This window comes from Bacteroides salyersiae, from assembly GCF_031172035.1.
In the GTDB taxonomy this organism is placed as follows: Bacteria; Bacteroidota; Bacteroidia; order Bacteroidales; family Bacteroidaceae; genus Bacteroides; species Bacteroides salyersiae.
Genome location: NZ_CP133452.1, coordinates 5,232,117 through 5,252,492, shown reverse-complemented (window position 1 = coordinate 5,252,492; position 20,376 = coordinate 5,232,117). Strand labels below are relative to the sequence as shown.

The following is a 20,376-nucleotide window of genomic DNA, read 5'->3' as shown; positions in this document are numbered from 1 at the left end:
AAACGGATTGTCTTAAGTTATAGAATATGGAAAGAAATATAACAAATATAGATAGTTTGATACTCTCTTTTTTAGAGAGAACCATTTCTTCAGGAGATTTGCAGGTCTTGCGGAAATGGGTAAAGGAGTCTGCCGAAAATAAAGCATACTTTCAGCAGTATGAAGAAGCGTGGTTGCTTTCCGTTGCTTCTACCGATAAAAAGCGTTATCATAAAGAGCTTGCATATCAAAATTTTAAGGAAAAAGTGGATAGAGCTGTAAAAAGCAAGAATAAGATGATTCCTTTAAGGAGGATTCTTTATTATGCGGCATGTATTTGTCTGATTTTTATGGCAGGTATAGGAACTAATTATTTATTGAGTACCTCATCTTCTGAAAAATTGTTGACTTATTCATTGGAAACTCCCCGAAGGGCCAAGTTGAAATTTAATCTTCCGGATGGCAGTATCGTTTGGCTGAATGCTGCATCCACACTTTGCTATAATAATCAGTTTGGAATAACGAATCGGGATTTGTCATTGCAAGGTGAAGGGTATTTCGAAATCAGTAAGAATCCGGAGCTTCCGTTGGTGGTGGTTTCGGGTGAAGCGAAGGTAAAAGTATTGGGAACTAAATTCAATGTGCAGAATTATCAGGAAGATGATGAAATCCGGGTAGCTCTATTGGAAGGCTCCGTTGATTTTCGTGACAGTAGGTTTGATAAATCTATTTTGTTGAAACCCAATCAATTGATAACCTGTAATAAAAGGAGTGGAGTCTTGACCGTCAAAGATATCAATGCTGAATATATGAATGCGTGGATTGATAATAATGTATTCTTTAATGAGGAGAAATTAGGTAATATAGCTAAAATTTTGGAACGGGCATTTGATGTCACCATTCATTTTGACAATGATGATTTGAAGCATTTGATTTTTTATGGTGATATAACTATCGGAGCGGACAATATTGTGCAAATTATGGATATTATGTCTGCTACGAATAAATTTAATTATCATTACGATATGGACAAGAGTGAAATTCGCATTTTCCATTGATGCTTTTTCTCTGTCTGCCTTTATGCTGATTAATTAACACATAGATATTTGTTTATCCGGAATTTGTCGGGGCTGTATTGTTCTGATACAGTCGGTGTGCAATTTCCTAAATAGAATTATTCATGAAAGATCAGCGCAAATTCATTCATTTTCATTGTTTTGTATTTTTGTTTATAATCTATCCCTTTACTCTCTCGTCAACTGAATATCTGACGGTAGGAGGTGAAAAATACGGATGGGAGGTATCTGTTCATCCGGATAGAGGAACCATAAAACAGTTCCGACAATTGATGGGAGATGTTTGGGAAACGATTCCTTTCAGAGATGACAGCTTGGCAGGGCCGGCATGGAGTGGCATGCAATTGTGTCCTTCGAAAAAGCAGCTTTATGTGTTCGAAGCTCATCAGGGTGATATTTATTACACACTTCGATATAAGGCAGCATACGATCATTTGATTGTTGAATGTACTATATCTAATCGGGGAGATGATGTTTTTAGACCTGAATATTCCCGGCTTTTTATAGGAGTTGATTCGGAGATGAAAACATATCCGGATTGGGATACTAAGTTTTTCCCTACTTTGCTGCGTTGTGAGAAGGATTTTGCTTGGGGATATTTTATGTCTCCACGTCAGATCATTATGGGAATCGGGGTCGAAGAACCGGTAGCTTCTTATACATTGAATTATGTATATGAAGGATCGATGGAGTGGAAGTGGGGGCACCAGATAAAGACAGGGAGTCTCGATTTGTTGCACTGCCTGCCTTTGCCGGAGCGGCATCCCCAGAACAATCTTTCACTGAAACCACATGAAACAAGAAAATGGACATTACATTTGGGAGTGGTCGACCGGCTTGCCGGAGTGAAAGAAAAGCTATCTCAATGGATACAGGCTCCGATGATTGAATGTGAGAAATATACGATGGCCGGACACGAAACGAGTCGTTTACTTATCCATAGCCAGAGCGGTTTGGAAAAACTGATCGTAAAAGCACCCGATGGTACGCAGTCTGTTTTGCCGGTTGATGGTGTCGCTGATAATGTATATTCTGCTTTATTTTCTCCTTCTTCACAGAAAGGGCTTTATCGGATTACGGCTACGGCTATCAATGGAAAAACAGCAGAAGCCAGTATTTACATACGCAATCCCTGGTCTTGGTATATGAAGAATGCCCGTGATTTTGTGGCAAGGAATCCACCTCTTTTTTCAAATGGATGTGAAGCTTTTTATGGATATTATACAGCTTTTCTGGGTGCTCGCCATTTTCCGGAGACTTCTGTGGATAGTATACTTGAGAAACGTTTTAACCGTACGCTTCCTTTCTTTATCGATACGTTGACTTGGATTCCTAAATCTGAAGCCGCACCGGACAGGGTACAGAATTTCTCTACGCTCGTTGGAATGCTGGTTGATTTATGGGAGGCTACAGGCGATATCGGTTATCTTGAAAAGGCAGCTCATGTGGGCGATTATTTATGTTCGGAGAAAGTGCAGTCGGAGGACGGTGCGTACCGTTCCAAGGGGACCCATTATACGGCTGTTATTTATCCGGCCAAATCGATGCTTGAATTGGTGGCAGCCGAAAGAGGGCTTATCGGCTCCCCTTTGTGGAAAGAGCGTTATGTACGGCATAAAGAATCGGCAGAAAGGGCGATTGATGATTTATTGCTTCGACTCGATAATATTCAGACAGAAGGAGATATGACTTTTGAAGATGGAATGATAACCTGCAGTGCCTTGCAATTGGCGCTGCGGGCGTTGTTGGAAGGTGATTCTGCAAGACGGGAGCGATATACTTCTGCTGCTGCTTATCTGATGGGCAAGCATCAATGTCTGGAACAGCAGTTAATTCCGGATTGTCGTATGAGAGGGGGAACTTTGCGTTATTGGGAGGCCCTTGATGTTTATTTTGTACCGAATCAGGTAATGAATTCTCCTCACGGCTGGACGGCATGGAAGATCTATGCGTGTTATTACCTTTACCTGTTGACGGGAGAAGTCCGTTATCTATCCGATTTTATGGATACGTTAGGTGCATGTGCTCAATTTATGGAATTGAACGGGCATTTGCGGTGGGGATTTCTTCCCGATCCTTATATCAAAGGTAAGGTTTGTATGGAAAGGACCGACAGGCAACATGATTGGCATCCGGTGGATTCCATCGTCGGAGAACAGTATTTGGATATGATCAGTCCCTGGCTGAGACCGGATAATGAGAATGCCGTTTGTGCATTTGGTGAGCGGGGTGGTGCGGGTGATAACACCATACAGGAGATCTTTAAGGTAATGGAAGAATGTGCTTTGACCTCTGCTTATGTTGTGGCGGATGGAGCCGGCCGGGTTCGGTGTTGGAATTGTACAGCCGAATATGAAGAGGGGATTCTTTGCATTGCTCCCGATGAAGAAACGGTTGTGGGAATACATCTTAATTTATCCGGTGATGTGGAGGTAGAAGTTGTTTTACCGGGTAATCGTATTCGTAAAAGTTGTCCGGCAGGGATGAGATGGATTGGAAATATTCCTTCATTGATAAAATAGAGAAATCGTTGAGGTAGATGGTTTTATTGTTATCTATTCTAATTTTTATAAATGTACTGGAACCATAGTTAGAGAAATTCAAGGTAGCTGTTTGAAAAAAGTGTTACTAAAAAGCGGATTATACTATTCTTTTGATTTTATATTGTCTTTTTTCTGACATGCTATTCTGCAAATTTATTTCAAATAGAAAATGGATTGTATGATAATTCAATATATGACTCTCTCTTTTCTGCATATATTCACTTAATTTGAATGAATATGTTGTTTTCTACATACCTTGACCTTACTATCTTTATATAATAAGTACGGTTCCTCTACGAGAAAATATAAAAGACTCGTAGAGGAACGGCATAAGACTCTACGAGGAGCGACAAAAGCTCTGTAAAGTGGGTATATTGCTTCCTCAAAAATCATGTTTTTGCCCTATCTCCTATCTGATTTTGATTCGTTATTAAGTAGCAAAAAGTGTTATATAGTGCGAGATATGTGTTGATTTGTGTAGTAAATATCTGAAAGTGCAAGGAATGTATTCTGTAGTTGACTCTGAACCTGATAAATTGAAAAGAGACGATTGGAAAATAAAGACGTAATTGCCTCTCTATACATCATTTTTCCCAATAAAAGGATTGTACGGGATTGGAAATATCATTTTGCCAGATTGATATATTGAGGTTTTAAGAAAAAAAGTAAAAATCAGACTACACACATTTCTCTTTTACCTGTCTTTCATATAAACCGGAATATTTAATCTATGTATACAATGTTTTGAAATTCCTACTTAACTGATTTTATCCGTATTAATCTTATTTAATTCTTATGATGAAAAGAAAATTGAGACTGTTTACATTATTGTTGTTCTGTTGGTGCACTTTCATCCAGGCGCAAAATGTATCGCTTAACCTAAAGAATGTAACGGTTAAGGAAGCTCTTGAAGCTGTAAGAAAACAGACCGGAAAGTCTTTTTTCTTTAATGTAAATGATGTCAACATGAATCAGCGTATTACGTTGAACTTTAAAAACGAACCTTTGGAAAAGGCTGTCAAACTTATCCTTGAAGGACAAAAACTGAGCTATGAAATTAAAGACAATCACATCATTCTTTCTAAAGCGCAGGTTGTAAAACAGGTGGGAAACGACTTGGATGTGAGTGGCAAAGTGGTTGATAATGCCGGTGATCCTCTGATTGGTGTGAATGTCGCAGTAGACGGGGTAGGGGTCACAATAACCGATATTGATGGAATTTATCATGTAAAGGTACCGGTAGGCCATACCCTTACTTTTACGTATATCGGGTATAAGCCACAAACCGTAAAAGTGAAAGAAAAACAGAATATTAACATTAGGATGACTGAAGATAGCAAGGCACTGGAAGAAGTGGTAGTAATCGGCTATGGCACGCAGAAAAAAGTCAATCTGACAGGAGCGATCGGTTATACCGATTCGAAGGCGATTGAGAATCGTCCGGTAGCTAACTTAGGACAAGCCATTCAGGGGGCAATTCCGAATTTGAATATATCTTTTGGTTCCGGAAAGCCGGGTGAGACAACCAGTATGAATATTCGCGGTTTTGCATCTATCAATCAGGAGTCCAAACCATTAATATTGATCGATGGCATTGAGGGTAGCATTGATAATCTGAATCCACGTGATGTTGAGTCTATTTCTGTTTTGAAAGATGCTTCTTCTGCTGCCATATATGGTGCCAGAGCACCTTTTGGAGTAGTATTGGTGACTACGAAGAAAGGGAAAGCCGGAAAAATGCAGGTAAATTATAATGGCAGGTTCAGTTTCTCTACCGAAACAACGAAAACCGATTTTATAACTTCCGGATATGATGCGGCCAAGTTAGTGGATGGCTTTATGAGATCTTATAATGGAAACTCTTATACCCGGTATACGGAGGACGACTATAAAGAACTCGAGGCCCGTCGTTATGACAAAACCGAGAATCCGGAACGCCCGTGGACGGTTGTGCAGAATCGCGACGGTGTGGATAAGTATATGTATTATGCTAATTTCGACTGGTATAACTATTTGATAAAATCAAGTCGCCCTACATGGGACAATAATGTGAGTATATCGGGCGGAACTGATAAAATAAATTATCTGGTAAGTGGAAATTTCAATACACAGACCGGTATTTATGCACAAAATCCGGATAAATATAAGACTGGGAATCTGAGAGCCCGTTTGAATGCCGAGGTTAAGTCTTGGTTGTCATTGAATTTTGCAACCAGTTTCTTCTCTTCCAAATATTCGGCTCCGGGATTAGGCCACGGAAACAATTTACCTAATTATACTTTCCATGCAATGCCATTCCTGATGCCTTATAATCCGGACGGAACACACGTATTCAGTAACCCGATTATTGGCCAGCAGCCTACTGATGGAGTCCATATAATGACTGCTGATGGTAATTCTAAATCGGTGGAAGATAAAAAGCAGATGACTTATACCGTAGGTGCTACATTTAAAATATATAAAGGGCTATCTTTTAATGCCAACTACAGTTTTAAGTATAATACGGTTGATTATATGGAGCGTACGGCAAAATCCCAGTTCTCACAATATCCCGGAGTTCTTGAGGATGCCGATGGTTCATTGTTTAAAAATAAGTTGCGTCAGTTGAACGAGAAAGTTTACTATCATAGTGCAGATGCTTATTTCAATTACGAACAATCTTTTGGCGGACACAATTTGCGTGCCGTAGCCGGTTTCAACTATGAGCAGAATGCTTATAAGAGAATCTATGCAACAAAATTGAATATCCAGTCGGATAATTTGAACGACTTTAATTTAGGGGATATCTCGAAGGATGTAACTTTGGAAGGCGGCCAGAATGAATGGGCTTTACTTGGTTATTTCGGTCGTCTCGGTTATGACTGGAAGGGAAAATATCTGGCAGAGTTTAATGTTCGCTGGGATGCTTCTTCGCGTTTTCCGAAAGGACAGCGTTCCGGTACTTTCCCGTCGTTCTCCGCCGGATGGCGTGCAAGTGAAGAAAAGTTCTTTGAGCCGATTCGGAATGTGGTGTCTAATTTAAAAATAAGAGGTTCTATCGGCTCTTTGGGAAATCAGGCAGTAACGGATTGTTATCCTTATCTTCAGACACTGACTATGGCATATTATGACGGATATCTGCTGGATGGTGACAGATTGACCTATGCCAGTGTAACCCCTCCTCCGGCAGGAGACCAGACTTGGGAAACCATTATACATAAGAATGTGGGTATCGATTTGGGATTTTTCAATAACAGGTTGACTTATAGTGCAGATGTGTTTATCCGTGATACCAGGGATATGCTTATTGCAGGTAAAGCCTTGCCGGGTGTTTATGGGACTACTTCACCTAAAGAGAATGCTGCAGATCTTCGTACAAAAGGTTTTGAAATGACGTTGAGTTGGAATGACAGTTTCACCTTGTTGGATAAACCGTTTAGTTACAATGTGTCACTCAGTCTGGCAGACAGTCGTTCGCATATAACGAAATACGATAATCCGTTGAAAGAATTTAGCAAGTCCAACTATTATGTAGGCATGGAAATCGGAGAAATATGGGGATACCATGTTACCGGTTTATTCGGTACGGACGAGGAAGCAAAAGCTTATCAGGAAGCGATAGATCACAGCTATGTTTGTAAGAACATCTTAGAAACCGCTATTGGAGAAAATAAAGGTTTGAAAGCCGGTGATATGATTTTTGCCGATCTTGATGGAAGCGGAAGGATTGATGATGGTAAAAAAACAGCGGACGACCGTGGAGATATGCGCATTATAGGTAACTCAAGACCACGCTATACATACAGTGGAAATTTGGGCTTCAACTGGTACGGTTTCGACTGTTCTGCTTTCTTCCAGGGAGTAGGCCGGCAGAATCGTTATCCGGGAGGCAATGCCATGCTTTTTTGGGGAGGGTTTGCCCGTCCGTATGCCTCATTCACTCCAATTGATTGGGTCGATAATATCTGGACGGAAGAGAATCCGGATGCTTATTTCCCGAGAATGCGTGGATATGCGGCACAGGGCGACCGTTCATTAGCAAAAGTCAATGACCGTTATCTGCAGAATCTTGCTTATTGCCGTTTGAAAAATCTGACGTTGGGATATACGCTTCCTGCCCAATGGACTACGAAGGTAGGAATGGAGCGTGTGAGGTTCTACTTCAGTGGTGATAATTTGTTGACATGGACGAAATTGAAAACCAAATATATAGATCCGGAACAATTCTCGGCCGATGCCGATGCCCGGGTATATCCTTATGCTAAAACATTCTCTTTTGGCTTAGATGTAACTTTTTAATAACCTTCAGTAAGTATGAAAATGAAAAGAGTTAAATATATATATGTAGCAATGTTATTGTTGGGTACAACAAGTTGCGCTGATATGTTAGATAGATTTCCACTTGACTCTCTGGCTCCGGAAACTTATTATAATAATGAAATGGAGTTAAAGAGTGCGACGAATAATTTTTATGGAATGTTTCCGGGTGCTTCTTCCGGTTATGGGGAGAGCGATGATATTGTGTGCGTGTTTACTTTGCCGGAAGCGATCATCGGTTCACGAACGATCCCTACTACCGGTGGCGGATGGGATTGGGGATATTTGCGTAATATAAATTTTTATCTGGAACATTCTCAACGTTGCTCCAATACGACTGTTCGGGAACAGTATGACGGTATTGCACGTTTTTTCAGAGCGTACTTTTATTTTGAGAAAGTAAAGCGATTCGGTGATGTTCCCTGGTACGATAAAGCGATGGCATCGAATGATGAAGATTTGATGAAGCCCCGGGATACCAGAGAGTTTGTTATGGGAAAAATCATTGAAGATATAGATTATGCAATCAAGCATATTTCTGATGCGGCGGAACTCTACCGGGTGACCAAATGGACGGCAATGGCACTGAAATCGAGGATCTGTCTTTTTGAGGGTACATTTCGGAAATATCATGGCATAGCGGGTTATGAAACCTATCTGGATAAATGTATTTCTGTTTCAGAAGACTTTATAACAAACAGCCCTTACTCTATTTATAAAGATGGTGAGAAACCTTATCGTGACCTGTTCTCTTCCATGGATGCGATTTCTCAGGAAGTCATTCTGGCAAGAGACTATGACAAGGGAAAGGCGGTTATGCATGAAGCCAATTATAATACGATGGGGCCTACGTATGGACGTCCCGGTATGAATAAGAAAGTTGTCAACAGTTATTTGATGACCGATGGAAGCCGGTTTACTGATAAAGAAGGGTATCAGACTATGCAGTATTATGATGAAATGCAAAATCGTGACCCTCGTCTGACGCAGACGGTAGTAGGACCGGGCTACACGCGTATTAACAGTACTACGGTCGAATCTCCCAATTTTAGCTCGTCTACTACTGGATACCAGATCATAAAATGGGTGACAGATGCCAGTGGAGACGGCTATATGGGATCTTCCAATGATTATATTTTGTTTAGAGCTGCCGAGGTTTATCTGAACTTTGCCGAAGCAAAAGCCGAGCGTGGAACCTTAACACAAAGTGATCTGGATATTTCAATTAAGAAAATTCGTGATCGTGTAGGAATGCCTAACATCAATATGGCGGAAGCCAATGCGAATCCGGATCCTTATTTGAGTAATATAGAAACCGGATATGCTAATGTAACAGGTGTTAATAAAGGGGTTATTCTTGAAATTCGCCGTGAACGTACTGTGGAGTTGATTCTTGAGGGTTTCAGGTATTATGATGTCATGAGATGGAAAGAGGGGAAAATATTTGAACAACCTTATTTAGGAATGTATTTCCCCGGATTAGAACATGGCGAGGGTGACAATCGGTTTGGTGTGTTTGATATGAATGACGGGACACTGCGTGATAAGGATAAAGTGGATATCTGTATTTATACAGGAAAGAAACCTACGGGAACACTTGTTAAAAATATCCGGAAGTTCTATAAGTTAGGAGATGAATTCCGCTTCACAGACGGACTGAAAGGAAATATCATCGTTCATGATGTGAAAGACGAACCTCGAGTGTGGAGAGAGGACAGAGATTATCTGTATCCCATACCTGTTCAAGAACGGGTATTGACCAATGGAAATATTACTCAGAATCCAAATTGGGAAGACGGGCTTGACTTCTGAAATAAAGGGGGCTATTGATGCCCCTGCTATAAATATCTTACAAATGTTTAACACTTAATTATTTGAACTTATGAAAAGTATTACTTTGATCGGAAAGAGAGTATTTGCTATTGCAGTACTCGCATTTGCAAGTACTTTAGGTTTCGCACAAGAACAAAACTGGAATTTCAACGCGGATGAAACGGCGGATTATGCGGCGTTCTTCAAGCAACCTTCGGCTATTGAGGGAAAATGTAACGCCGAAGTTATGGGAATAGATATTCATAGAGACGGTTTCTCATGGAATGATATGAATACCTGGAAGAATGCGGAAGGCAAAATATGGCATACCTATTCGGCTACATATGCCGAAACGCTGTTTGGGGTATGTGTTAATGCTGCGGCTCCTTTTAATGGTAAAACCAGCAGCTTGTCCTGGACAAATACGGAGGGAGACAATAAGTGGTATCCGGTTTTACCGGTTGTTGAGAATTTAAAAGGAAAGTTGGTTCTGAGAGATTTCAAGGCGACAACCGTACACGTTTCGAATACCCAAATGGATACAGTAAAAATAGCAATGACCAATGCAGAGAATGATTGTTATCTTCATATCAGACGTAATCCTTTTGTGAAGCAAATTGATTTGAGCGGTTCTACCGGAAAGTGCCGTCAACTTGCCGGGTATAGGAATATTCTGTCAGATGAGACAGCTTTCGTCTGCAATGATTGTCGGCAAACAGAATTCCTGGACTGGCTATTAAATCTGGAGGACAACTGTTTCACATATTCCACATTGCCTTTGCATCCGGCTACAGGAAAAGTATTGGGTAGCGGTTATAAATCTCAGTGGAATACGTTGGGCGGCCTTCCTATAGGTTTGAAAAATGACGAGGGAGAATATGAGATAGAAGTGGATGAGGATATCGATCTGTCGGCAGAATACGATGTGCAGGGCAAGCTGACGGCTTATACCTGGAAGAATGAAGATGGCGATGTAATAACCCCGACCTCCGCCGATGCTACCGGTTGGTTTTGTTTTGGAAGCGAGTGTGTGGGAAAAGTATATCGTTGTGAAATGCAGAATGCTGCCTATCCGGCATTAGCTTTGAATACAGTCTGGGTGAAGGTGGTGGACAGCTATTCTACAGGTGTGAATAAAACGGAAAGTGTGAAGATAAAAGTCGGCCCGAACCCTGTTGTGAATGAACTTTCTGTTGTTGCTTCGGATGTTCGAAGCATCGATGTTTACTCAACTACCGGCGCTTGTGTGAAGAGAGCAAACGGTTCTCAGACAATAGTCAATGTGTCTGATTTGACTCCGGGACTGTATTTTGTAAAGGTAACCACTTCAACAAGCGAGGATATTGTCAAAATAATAAAGAAGTAATTACTTTTCAAGTATTCATTGTTTAATGGCCGGCAGGAATTATGCTTCCTGTTGGCTATTGAAAAACGAAAATGTGTTATGAGAAAATATATAATCTTTTGGGGATTCTTATGTTTATGTCTGGAATTGGCGGCTCAGACATACCCTAAAGAGGGGAATGTAATAAGGATTTTAACTTATAATACTCATTATTGTAAAGGCGGGACTGATCCCGGCAGTATTAATGATGCCAATACGAGACTGTTGGCTTCGGTCATTAAAACATTGGATGCCGATGTGGTTTCGTTGCAGGAACTTGACAGTGCGGCAAATAGCAGGGGAAAACGCTATTTACTGGAGCAAATAGGCAAAGCGACCGGACTGAATTACACACCCGTGTACGGCAGTGCGCTCAAGTGGGACGGTGGGAGTGTCGGTTGCGGAAGTCTTATAAAAACGATTTATCCCATAAGTAAAATAAAAAAGATCGCTTTGCCCGGCGACGAGCCACGCATAGCGGTGAGAACCGATTTGGATAAGTTTGTTTTCATAAGTGTTCATGGTGACCTTAATGACACAAAGCGGATACAAGGGGCGAATATAATCAATAACGAACTGGATTATATTCGTAAACCAGTTTTTCTGGCTGGTGATTTGAATGATTGCCACCGTTGGGGAAATGGCGGTATTGCTTTTCCCGTGTATATGGAAAAGTTTACGATAGCCAGTGATACGAAAGGTAATACGGTATGGAACGGCCCGCACGGTGAAGAAGGCGCTGACCAGGGGCTTATCGACTATGTCCTTTTCCATGACTATAATAATTCGAGGATTGAAGTGGTACAGACACATATAGTGAGATCCATAGAGATCAACGGCGCTATCGTCAATCTGCAGAATGTGTCGGATCATTATCCTGTATTTGTCGATATCAGGCTTCCGGGTTCTACGTCGATTGAAAATGTAGAAGGAGAACCGGATTTTAATGTTTATTTTGATGGCGTCAGAGAGAGATTCTGCATACAGGGAGAGATGCCGTTAGAGCAGATAGACGTGTATGCACTGACCGGACAGAAGATGGCGGGCATGAAAGGAGAAAATGTAACAGCAGTGGATGTATCCGGATTATCAAAAGGCGTGTATATCGTAAAAGGATTTTCTGCCGGTAAATCTTTGGTGAGGAAAGTGATAAAAGAATAACCAAGTGATAATAAACAACTAACGACGGTCATGTTTCAAAAAATATTTTTTACATTTGTAATGTCATTCCTTTGTTTTGGTGTGGTTGCTCAGGAATATGAAAAGAAAAGAGGTACCATACGTTTGTTAACTTATAATACGCACTATTGTAAGGGAGCCGCAGACCCGGGAACGATATCGGAAGAAAATGTACATAATCTGGCCCGGATAATTAAAGCTCTGGATGCCGATATTGTAGCATTGCAGGAGCTCGATAGCGCTTCGTTGCATCGGGGAGGGCGGTACCTGTTGAAAGATATTGCAGATGCGACAGGAAGTGAATATACACCGGTGTATGGAAATGCTGCCTCATTCGATCATGGCAGTATAGGCTGTGGAGTGCTGGTCAGGAAAAAGCGGTCTGTCAAAAACATTGAAGTAATTCCTTTGCCGGGAGATGAGGCCAGGGTTGCCGTGAAAATAAAATTCAAGAATTTTGTTTTTATCGGTACTCATTCCGACCTTAATGATGAAAAGCGTAAAGAAGGGGCTGTAACCGTATGTGATTTAGTGAAAGACGAAACAAAACCGGTTTTTCTTGCCGGTGATTTGAATGATTCTCATCGTTGGCCCAAAGGCGGAATATCATTTCCTGTGTGGATGAAACAGTTTAAAATCATAAGTGATACGATCGGTAACTCCATTCCGGGAAGAACGGATGGCGGAGCTTTGATCGATTATGTACTTTTACTTGATAATAAAAAGGCTTCGAAGGTTAAGGTTGGCCAGTCATACATAGTGCGCAGCCTTTCCATTGATGGTAAAAAAGTAGATACAAGTGCAGTTTCGGATCATTATCCGGTTTTTGTTGACGTAAAATTATAAATGTTTGATTTCTTATAGCATGGTCTCTTCCCCCTTGCGAATTTCTCTCTCTCGTAAGAGACATACTGTAAAAAGATTATTGGGATTGAATTCATAAAAAATGTTCTAATGCGGAAAGTACTATTATTCTTCACATCCATCCTGTTTTGTGGATGTTCGATTTCTAAACCCGACCAGCCGGTATATGGGTTGGCTGAACGTCTGTTACCGGCGAATAACTCCTCTTTTGTCTTTGAACAGCTCTCTTCCGATTCTGATTTTTTTGAGTTGGAGCAGACTACAGAAGATAAGATTATCATCAGAGGGAATAATGGCGTCTCGATGGCACGTGGGCTGAATCATTATCTTAGGAACTACTGTCACCGTTCTGTTTCGTGGTGCGGTAATAATTTGTCCGACTTGCCGGAGCCGTTGCCTCCGGTGAAAGAAAAGATCAGGATTGACGCTTCTTTTCCTTACCGCTATTATTTGAATTATTGTACTTATAGCTATTCCATGGCTTTCTGGGATTGGGAACGGTGGGAGGCAGAGATTGACCGGATGGCTCTTCAAGGGATCAACATGCCCTTGATGGCTGTGTACGGAGAATATGCCGTATGGCAGAATACGCTTAGAAGATTGAATTTCAGTGAAACGGATATAGCTGCGTTCCTTCCGGGAGCAGGCTATGAAGCATGGTGGCTCATGGGAAATCTGGAAGGATTCGGCGGGCCCGTGAGTCCGGAATTTATTGCAAGACAGACGGACCTGCAACAGAAAATGTTGAAGCGGATGAGGGAGTTAGGGATGAAACCGGTATTTCAAGGATTTTATGGAATGGTTCCCAATGTTTTGAAAAAGAAATATCCCGATGCCCGTATCAAAGAACAGGGGACGTGGCAAGCTTATCAGCGTCCGGCCTTTTTAGATCCGACAGACCCGCTTTTTGATAGAGTGGCAGCTATTTATTACGAAGAACAGAAAAAATTATTTGGAGATGCGGAATTTTTTGGCGGTGATCCTTTTCATGAGGGTGGCACTTCGGAAGGCATTCATGTAAAACTTGCCGCGCAGAAAATATTGCAGGCCATGCGGAAAGTAAACCCGAAAGCGGTCTGGGTCTTACAGGGATGGCAGCATAACCCGGTAAAAGACTTGATGGACGGGTTGAATCCCGGTGAGACAATCATATTGGATCTGATGGCCTGCGAACGTCCCCAGTGGGGAGGAGTCACTACTTCCATGTTTCATAAGCCGGAAGGGCATCAGGATCACCGGTGGATATGGTGCGCTTTACCTAACTTCGGAGGAAAAACCGGGCTGCATGGAAAAATGAGCAGTTATGCTTCGGGAGCCGTCTTTGCAAAAGAACATCCGATGGGGAGAAATATTTGCGGTATAGGGACTGCTCCTGAGGGTATCGGAACGGTTCCGGTAGTTTATGATATGGTGTATGATATGGCATGGAGAACGGATAGTATCCAGATTCCCCAGTGGTTGACCAATTATACTTATTATAGGTATGGCATGGAAGATACGAACTGTGATAAAGCGTGGAAAATATTATCCGAAACCGTCTATGAATGCCATAATGAGTTGGGCGGACCGGTAGAATCTTATATTTGCGCCCGTCCTGCAGATACGATCGATCATGTGTCTACGTGGGGCAATGCCAGGATATTTTACGAACCTGTAAAGATGGTAGAGGCATGGGAGTTTTTGTATCAGTCGAGAAACCGATTTAACCATTGCGATACCTATGAATATGATCTTGTCGATGTCACCCGGCAGGTTCTATCCGATTATGCCAAGTATCTGCATAAAGAAATGGTAGAGGCATTTCATCAAAAGAATAAGAATGGCTTTATGAAATATAGCACTGAATTTCTGGATGTCATAAAGGATGAAGACCGCCTGCTGTCCACCCGCAAGGAATTTATGCTTGGCACTTGGTTGACGGAAGCCGAAAATGCAGGTTGTACTCCTGAGGAAAAAAGACGCTTCGTTACGAATGCCAAAAGGCTGGTAACGACATGGACCGACAGGGATTCGGATCTGCATGATTATGCCAATAAGGAGTGGAGCGGGCTGTTGAGTGATTTTTATCTTCCCCGTTGGGAGGCTTATGTAACCTATAAAGCCAGTTTACTGTATGGTAAGAAACTTCCTTATCCGGATTTTGCAGAGATGGAAGAGAAGTGGGTTTTGGCAAACTCTACCTATCTTTCCAAAGTGAATCCGGAAGGGACGATACCGGTTGTCGAAGAACTTCATAAACGCTATTATAAAAAAATAGAACAGGCATATCTGAAATAACGAGAACAAATACATTATGATAAAAAGAAATCGATTGAAATTATTGCTTTCCGGTTTTTTACTTTTACCGGGAATGATATTTGCCCAGCAATTGCCTTATAGGCAAAGCTCTCTTCCGATATCGGAAAGGGTGGATGATTTGTTGGGACGCATGACTCTGGAAGAAAAAATAGCGCAAATCAGGCATATCCATTCATGGAATGTATTCAATGGTCAGGACTTGGATATGGAAAAGCTCGGGAAATTTACCGGCGGTGTGAGCTGGGGATTTGTAGAAGGATTTCCATTGACAGGAGTTAACTGTAAGAAGAATATGCAGTTGATACAGAAATTTATGGTTGAGAATACGCGTTTGGGGATACCGGTGTTTACCGTTGCGGAGTCATTGCATGGTTCGGTACACGAGGGATCTACTATTTATCCTCAGAATATAGCCATGGGGAGTACTTTCCGCCCTGAACTTGCTTACCGGAAAGCGGCAATGATCACGAAAGACCTTCATGCACAGGGAATGCATCAGGTATTGGCACCCTGCATCGACGTGGTAAGAGATTTGCGGTGGGGACGTGTGGAAGAATCTTTCGGAGAAGATCCTGTATTATGCGGGTTGTTTGGCATTGCCGAAGTAAAAGGGTATATGGACAACGGTATTTCTCCGATGCTGAAACATTATGGCCCTCATGGTAATCCGTTGAGCGGTTTGAATCTGGCTTCTGTAGAATGTGGGCTTCGGGATTTGCATGAGGTATATTTGAAACCGTTCGAGATGGTGATTCGTAATACTCCTGTGTTGGCGGTTATGTCTACTTATAATTCATGGAATCATGTGCCGAATTCTGCTTCGCATTATTTATTGACAGAGGTATTGCGCGGACAGTTCGGATTTAAAGGGTATGTATATTCGGATTGGGGAGCCATTGAAATGTTGAAGACTCTTCATCGCGTGGCGCATAATTCGGAAGAAGCGGCTATGCAGGCTTTCACTGCCGGGCTCGATGTAGAGGCTTCCAGTAATTGTTATCCTTTGTTGGCCGGCCTGATACAGAAGGGGAAGTTGGATGAGGAGGTTTTGAATGAGTCTGTTCGCCGGGTATTGTACGCCAAGTTTAAAATGGGACTTTTCGAAGACCCTTATGGCGAACAGTATTCTCATAGTGAGATGCATGGGGCAGAAAGCATACGGTTGTCGAAAGAGATAGCGGATGAATCGGTTGTCCTGTTGAAAAACGAGAATGGGCTTTTGCCTTTGAATGCCGATAAGTTGAAGTCTGTTGCGGTGATCGGCCCTAATGCAGACCAGGTACAATTCGGAGATTATACATGGAGTCGTAATAACAAAGACGGCGTTACCCCGTTGGAGGGAATCAGGCGATTATTGGGCGGTAAGGCTACTGTCCGTTATGCGAAAGGATGCGATCTCGTTTCATTGAATGCCGGTGGAATAAAGGAGGCCGTAGAAGCGGTACGGAAGAGTGAAGTGGCGATTCTGTTTTGTGGAAGCGCCAGTGCGGCCCTTGCACGTGATTATAAAAGTTCTACCTGTGGTGAAGGTTTTGATTTGAATGATCTGAACCTGACGGGAGTACAGGGGCAGTTGATTAAAGAAGTGTATGAGACCGGAACGCCGGTAGTGTTGGTATTGGTAACCGGAAAACCGTTTGCCATATCTTGGGAGAAGAAACATATTCCGGCTATTTTGACACAATGGTATGCAGGAGAACAAGCAGGAAATTCGATTGCGGATATTTTGTTTGGAAGCATTTCTCCATCAGGAAGACTGACTTTTTCTTATCCTCAGACTACGGGACATTTGCCGGTATATTATAATTATCTTCCTTCCGACAAGGGCTTTTACAAAAATCCCGGAAGCTATGAATCTCCGGGAAGAGATTATGTGTTTTCCTCTCCGGACGCTCTTTGGGCTTTTGGTCATGGGCTGACTTATACTTCTTTTGTATATAAGAATCTAAGGACAGACAAAGAACATTATGGACTCAATGATACGATATACATTGATGTCGATATTAAAAATACAGGAAAGAGAGAAGGGAAAGAGGTCGTGCAGTTGTATGTGAATGATAAGGTTAGTACCGTGGTAACTCCTGTAAAGCAACTGCGGGATTTTAAGAAAGTGGATGTTGAGGCTGGAAAAACAGAAACGGTGAAACTGAAAGTCGCAGTGAACGATCTTTATATTGTAAATGCCGGAAATAAAAGGGTAGTTGAACCGGGAGAGTTTGAGTTACAGGTGGGGGCTGCGTCAGACAATATTCTTCAATCGAAAGTAGTCTCCGTCGGTGAATTTGTATCCACCGCTTTGGTAGAAGAACAAAAAATACTAAAGAGCAGCAAGACGATTTCCGTTCATGGAGAAGTAAGGGATGTACAGGCCACTTTGATAGGGAAGGTAAATATTTATGCCAAGAGCACGGGAGAACTTCTTGGGAAGAGCGATGACAGGGGCTGCTATCGGATGGATGTAGGGAATAAGGAAGTATTGATATTTAGTAAAAAGGGATATCAGAATCTGGAAGTACCGGTCGATAATCAAGAGGTTGTAAATGTGCGTATGAACTATGGTGACAATTGAAACTGAAAAAATAATTATTAATTAAATCTGTGATATATGAGAATCAAGCCTTTTTGTCTGATACCACTCTTTTCTTTGGTGTTTTTTGCTTGTGGGGAGAAGATGGTTGTGAAACCTTATAATGAAGGTCTTCACATAATTCCCGAACCTGAGAGAATCACTCAACAGACGGGAGAATTTGTTTTAAATCCTAACACGCTTTTTATTATCGATAATGATACGCTCGATGCGGTTGCCGGTTATTTTAAATACAAGATAAAGCAATCTACCGGTTATCAACTTGCTGACGGACAGGAAGCAGAACGGAATTATATTCGTCTGGCTTTGGATACTACTTTAAACCTGAAAGAGGAAGGGTATAAATTAGCCGTGCTTCCTGAAGGAATTTGGGTACGGTCACAGTCCCCGCAAGGAATTTTTTATGGGATGCAGACGGTGATGCAACTTTTGCCTGCCGAGATAGAGAGTGGACAGGTTATAAATAATATTGTATGGGCTATGCCGTGTGTCGAGATAGAAGACGAACCGGCTTATTCCTATCGCGGGATGATGCTGGATGTCAGCCGGCATTTTCATGATGTGGCTTTTGTCAAGAAGCAGTTGGATATCATGGCTATGTTTAAGCTGAACCGTTTTCATTGGCATCTTACGAATGATCATCTGTGGACGATTGAAATAAAGAAATATCCCCGCCTTACCGAAGTGGGTTCAGTGCGTCGTAATGCTGACGGAAGTATACACAAAGGTTTTTATACACAGGAACAGATTAAGGAGGTGGTTGCTTATGCGGCAGAAAGGTTTATAACGGTCATTCCGGAAGTCGAATTACCCGGACATGCTTTGGCCGCTCTGACGGCTTATCCGGAATTGTCATGTACCGGTGGTCCTTTCCAGTTGAGAAACAAGTGGGGGGTGGAAGAGGATGTATATTGCGCAGGTAATGAACAGACCTTTAAATTTTTGGAAGATGTAATCAATGAGGTCGCATCTTTATTTCCAGGTAAATATTTTCATATAGGAGGAGACGAATGTCCCAAAGTGAGGTGGAATGCTTGTCCGAAGTGCCGGAAGCGCATGCGGGATGAAAAGTTGAAAGATGCCCATGAGTTACAGAGTTATTTTGTACACCGGATCGAGAAAGTAGTGTTGGCACATGGCAAGCGCATGGTAGGCTGGGATGAGATTCTTGAAGGCGGACTGGCACCTACGGCGACCGTAATGTCGTGGCGTGGGGAGGAAGGTGGTATCGAGGCCGCTTCCATGGGGCACGATGTGATAATGACACCTGCCAAATGGTTGTATTTGGATTTTGGGCAGGGGAATATCGAAGTGGAGCCTATTACAATTAATTTTAAGACTTTGCTGAGCAAAACCTATCATTACAATCCTGCGTCCGAAAAAATACCGGCGGAACAACGCTCACATGTGATAGGAGCACAGGGTAATATGTGGGCAGAATATGCCGTCAATCCGGATCATACGGAATACATGCTTTATCCGAGACTGTTGGCGGTAGCGGAACTTACCTGGACACCTGCCGATAGAAAAGATTATGCATCTTTTGAACGTCGTCTGGATAATCAATTGGTACGCTTGGACGAACATCATATTCATTATCACATTCCATTGCCCGAAGGGCCGATGGCCGATCGTGTGGCAATTGTCGGTCCGGATACGCTTAGTTTCTCGAATAGCCGCAATCTTCCGATGGTATATACACTGGATGGAAGCGAACCGGCGGTTCATTCCAAACGCTACAGCGCTCCCATTGTTGTAGACGGCAATCAGACTATACGTATTGCAACCCTTCTTTCTTCGGGCAAAATGAGCAGAGTGCGTACGATAGAAGTAGTGAAAGAACCCTTATGGCCGTCTTACAAAGAGAGGACTGAACCGGGAGTGTCTTTGATGTATGCAGAGGGTGATTTTTATTTTGTGAAAGATACGGAAAACGCTGCTTGGAAGGATGAAAAGATAGTAGACGATTTCAATTTGAAACCAGTTTTAGAAGATAAGGGGGCATTCTGCTATACCGGATATTTTGATGTGCCTCAAGACGGAGTCTATTATGTATCTACCGAGATGGACGAGTTGCAGATAGACGGTAAAGTGGTATTGAGTAATGACGGTAAATTGGTACGTCATTCACACACGCGTACATCTCTTGCTTTGGAGAAGGGCAAACACGCTTTCCGATTGTTGTTTATTAACAATAATATTGGCGGATATCCGCGTATTTGGAATAATAAAGGTTTTGTAATGGCCGGGAAAGGAGAAGATTTTCAAACTCCGGTAACTTTGTTTCATTAAGTTTTAGTATTCAGGATAACAAACAGGAGAGCCGATTCCATATGGATGTGGAAACCGGCTCTCTTT

The 20,376-nt window shown here is 42.1% G+C and carries 10 protein-coding genes; all 10 read left to right on the top strand.

The features are described 5' to 3' along the window. Window positions 1–26: 26 nt before the first annotated feature. Window positions 27–1,037 (top strand): FecR family protein, encoded by a 1,011-nt coding sequence (locus tag RB604_RS20095; protein ID WP_005929464.1) that lies wholly within the window; start codon window positions 27–29, stop codon window positions 1,035–1,037. 122 nt (window positions 1,038–1,159) lie between these two features. After that, entirely contained in the window at window positions 1,160–3,577 is a 2,418-nt protein-coding gene (locus tag RB604_RS20090) for a hypothetical protein (protein ID WP_055295653.1), read from the top strand. Between the two features lie 816 nt (window positions 3,578–4,393). Then, on the top strand, window positions 4,394–7,876 hold the full coding sequence (locus RB604_RS20085) for a TonB-dependent receptor (RefSeq protein WP_055295655.1): 3,483 nt from the start codon (window positions 4,394–4,396) through the stop codon (window positions 7,874–7,876). Between the two features lie 15 nt (window positions 7,877–7,891). Beyond that, window positions 7,892–9,706: a RagB/SusD family nutrient uptake outer membrane protein gene (locus tag RB604_RS20080; protein ID WP_055295657.1), complete on the top strand. Its 1,815-nt coding sequence runs from the start codon at window positions 7,892–7,894 to the stop codon at window positions 9,704–9,706. 70 nt (window positions 9,707–9,776) lie between these two features. After that, complete coding sequence (locus RB604_RS20075; RefSeq protein ID WP_055295659.1) at window positions 9,777–11,072, top strand: T9SS type A sorting domain-containing protein; 1,296 nt, start codon at window positions 9,777–9,779, stop codon at window positions 11,070–11,072. 78 nt (window positions 11,073–11,150) lie between these two features. Next, window positions 11,151–12,251 carry an endonuclease/exonuclease/phosphatase family protein gene (locus tag RB604_RS20070; RefSeq protein ID WP_005929479.1) on the top strand — a complete coding sequence of 367 codons (1,101 nt, stop codon included), beginning with the start codon at window positions 11,151–11,153 and terminating at the stop codon, window positions 12,249–12,251. A gap of 30 nt (window positions 12,252–12,281) precedes the next feature. Then, the gene (locus RB604_RS20065) at window positions 12,282–13,115 is read left to right on the top strand and encodes an endonuclease/exonuclease/phosphatase family protein (protein ID WP_005929482.1); all 834 of its coding nucleotides are present in this window, start codon (window positions 12,282–12,284) and stop codon (window positions 13,113–13,115) included. A gap of 108 nt (window positions 13,116–13,223) precedes the next feature. Further along, window positions 13,224–15,410 (top strand): alpha-N-acetylglucosaminidase, encoded by a 2,187-nt coding sequence (locus RB604_RS20060; protein WP_055295661.1) that lies wholly within the window; start codon window positions 13,224–13,226, stop codon window positions 15,408–15,410. A 16-nt stretch (window positions 15,411–15,426) separates the two neighbouring features. Beyond that, window positions 15,427–18,000 (top strand): glycoside hydrolase family 3 N-terminal domain-containing protein, encoded by a 2,574-nt coding sequence (locus RB604_RS20055; protein ID WP_055295663.1) that lies wholly within the window; start codon window positions 15,427–15,429, stop codon window positions 17,998–18,000. A gap of 36 nt (window positions 18,001–18,036) precedes the next feature. Then, entirely contained in the window at window positions 18,037–20,310 is a 2,274-nt protein-coding gene (locus tag RB604_RS20050; RefSeq protein WP_021935995.1) for a family 20 glycosylhydrolase, read from the top strand. Window positions 20,311–20,376: the final 66 nt, after the last annotated feature.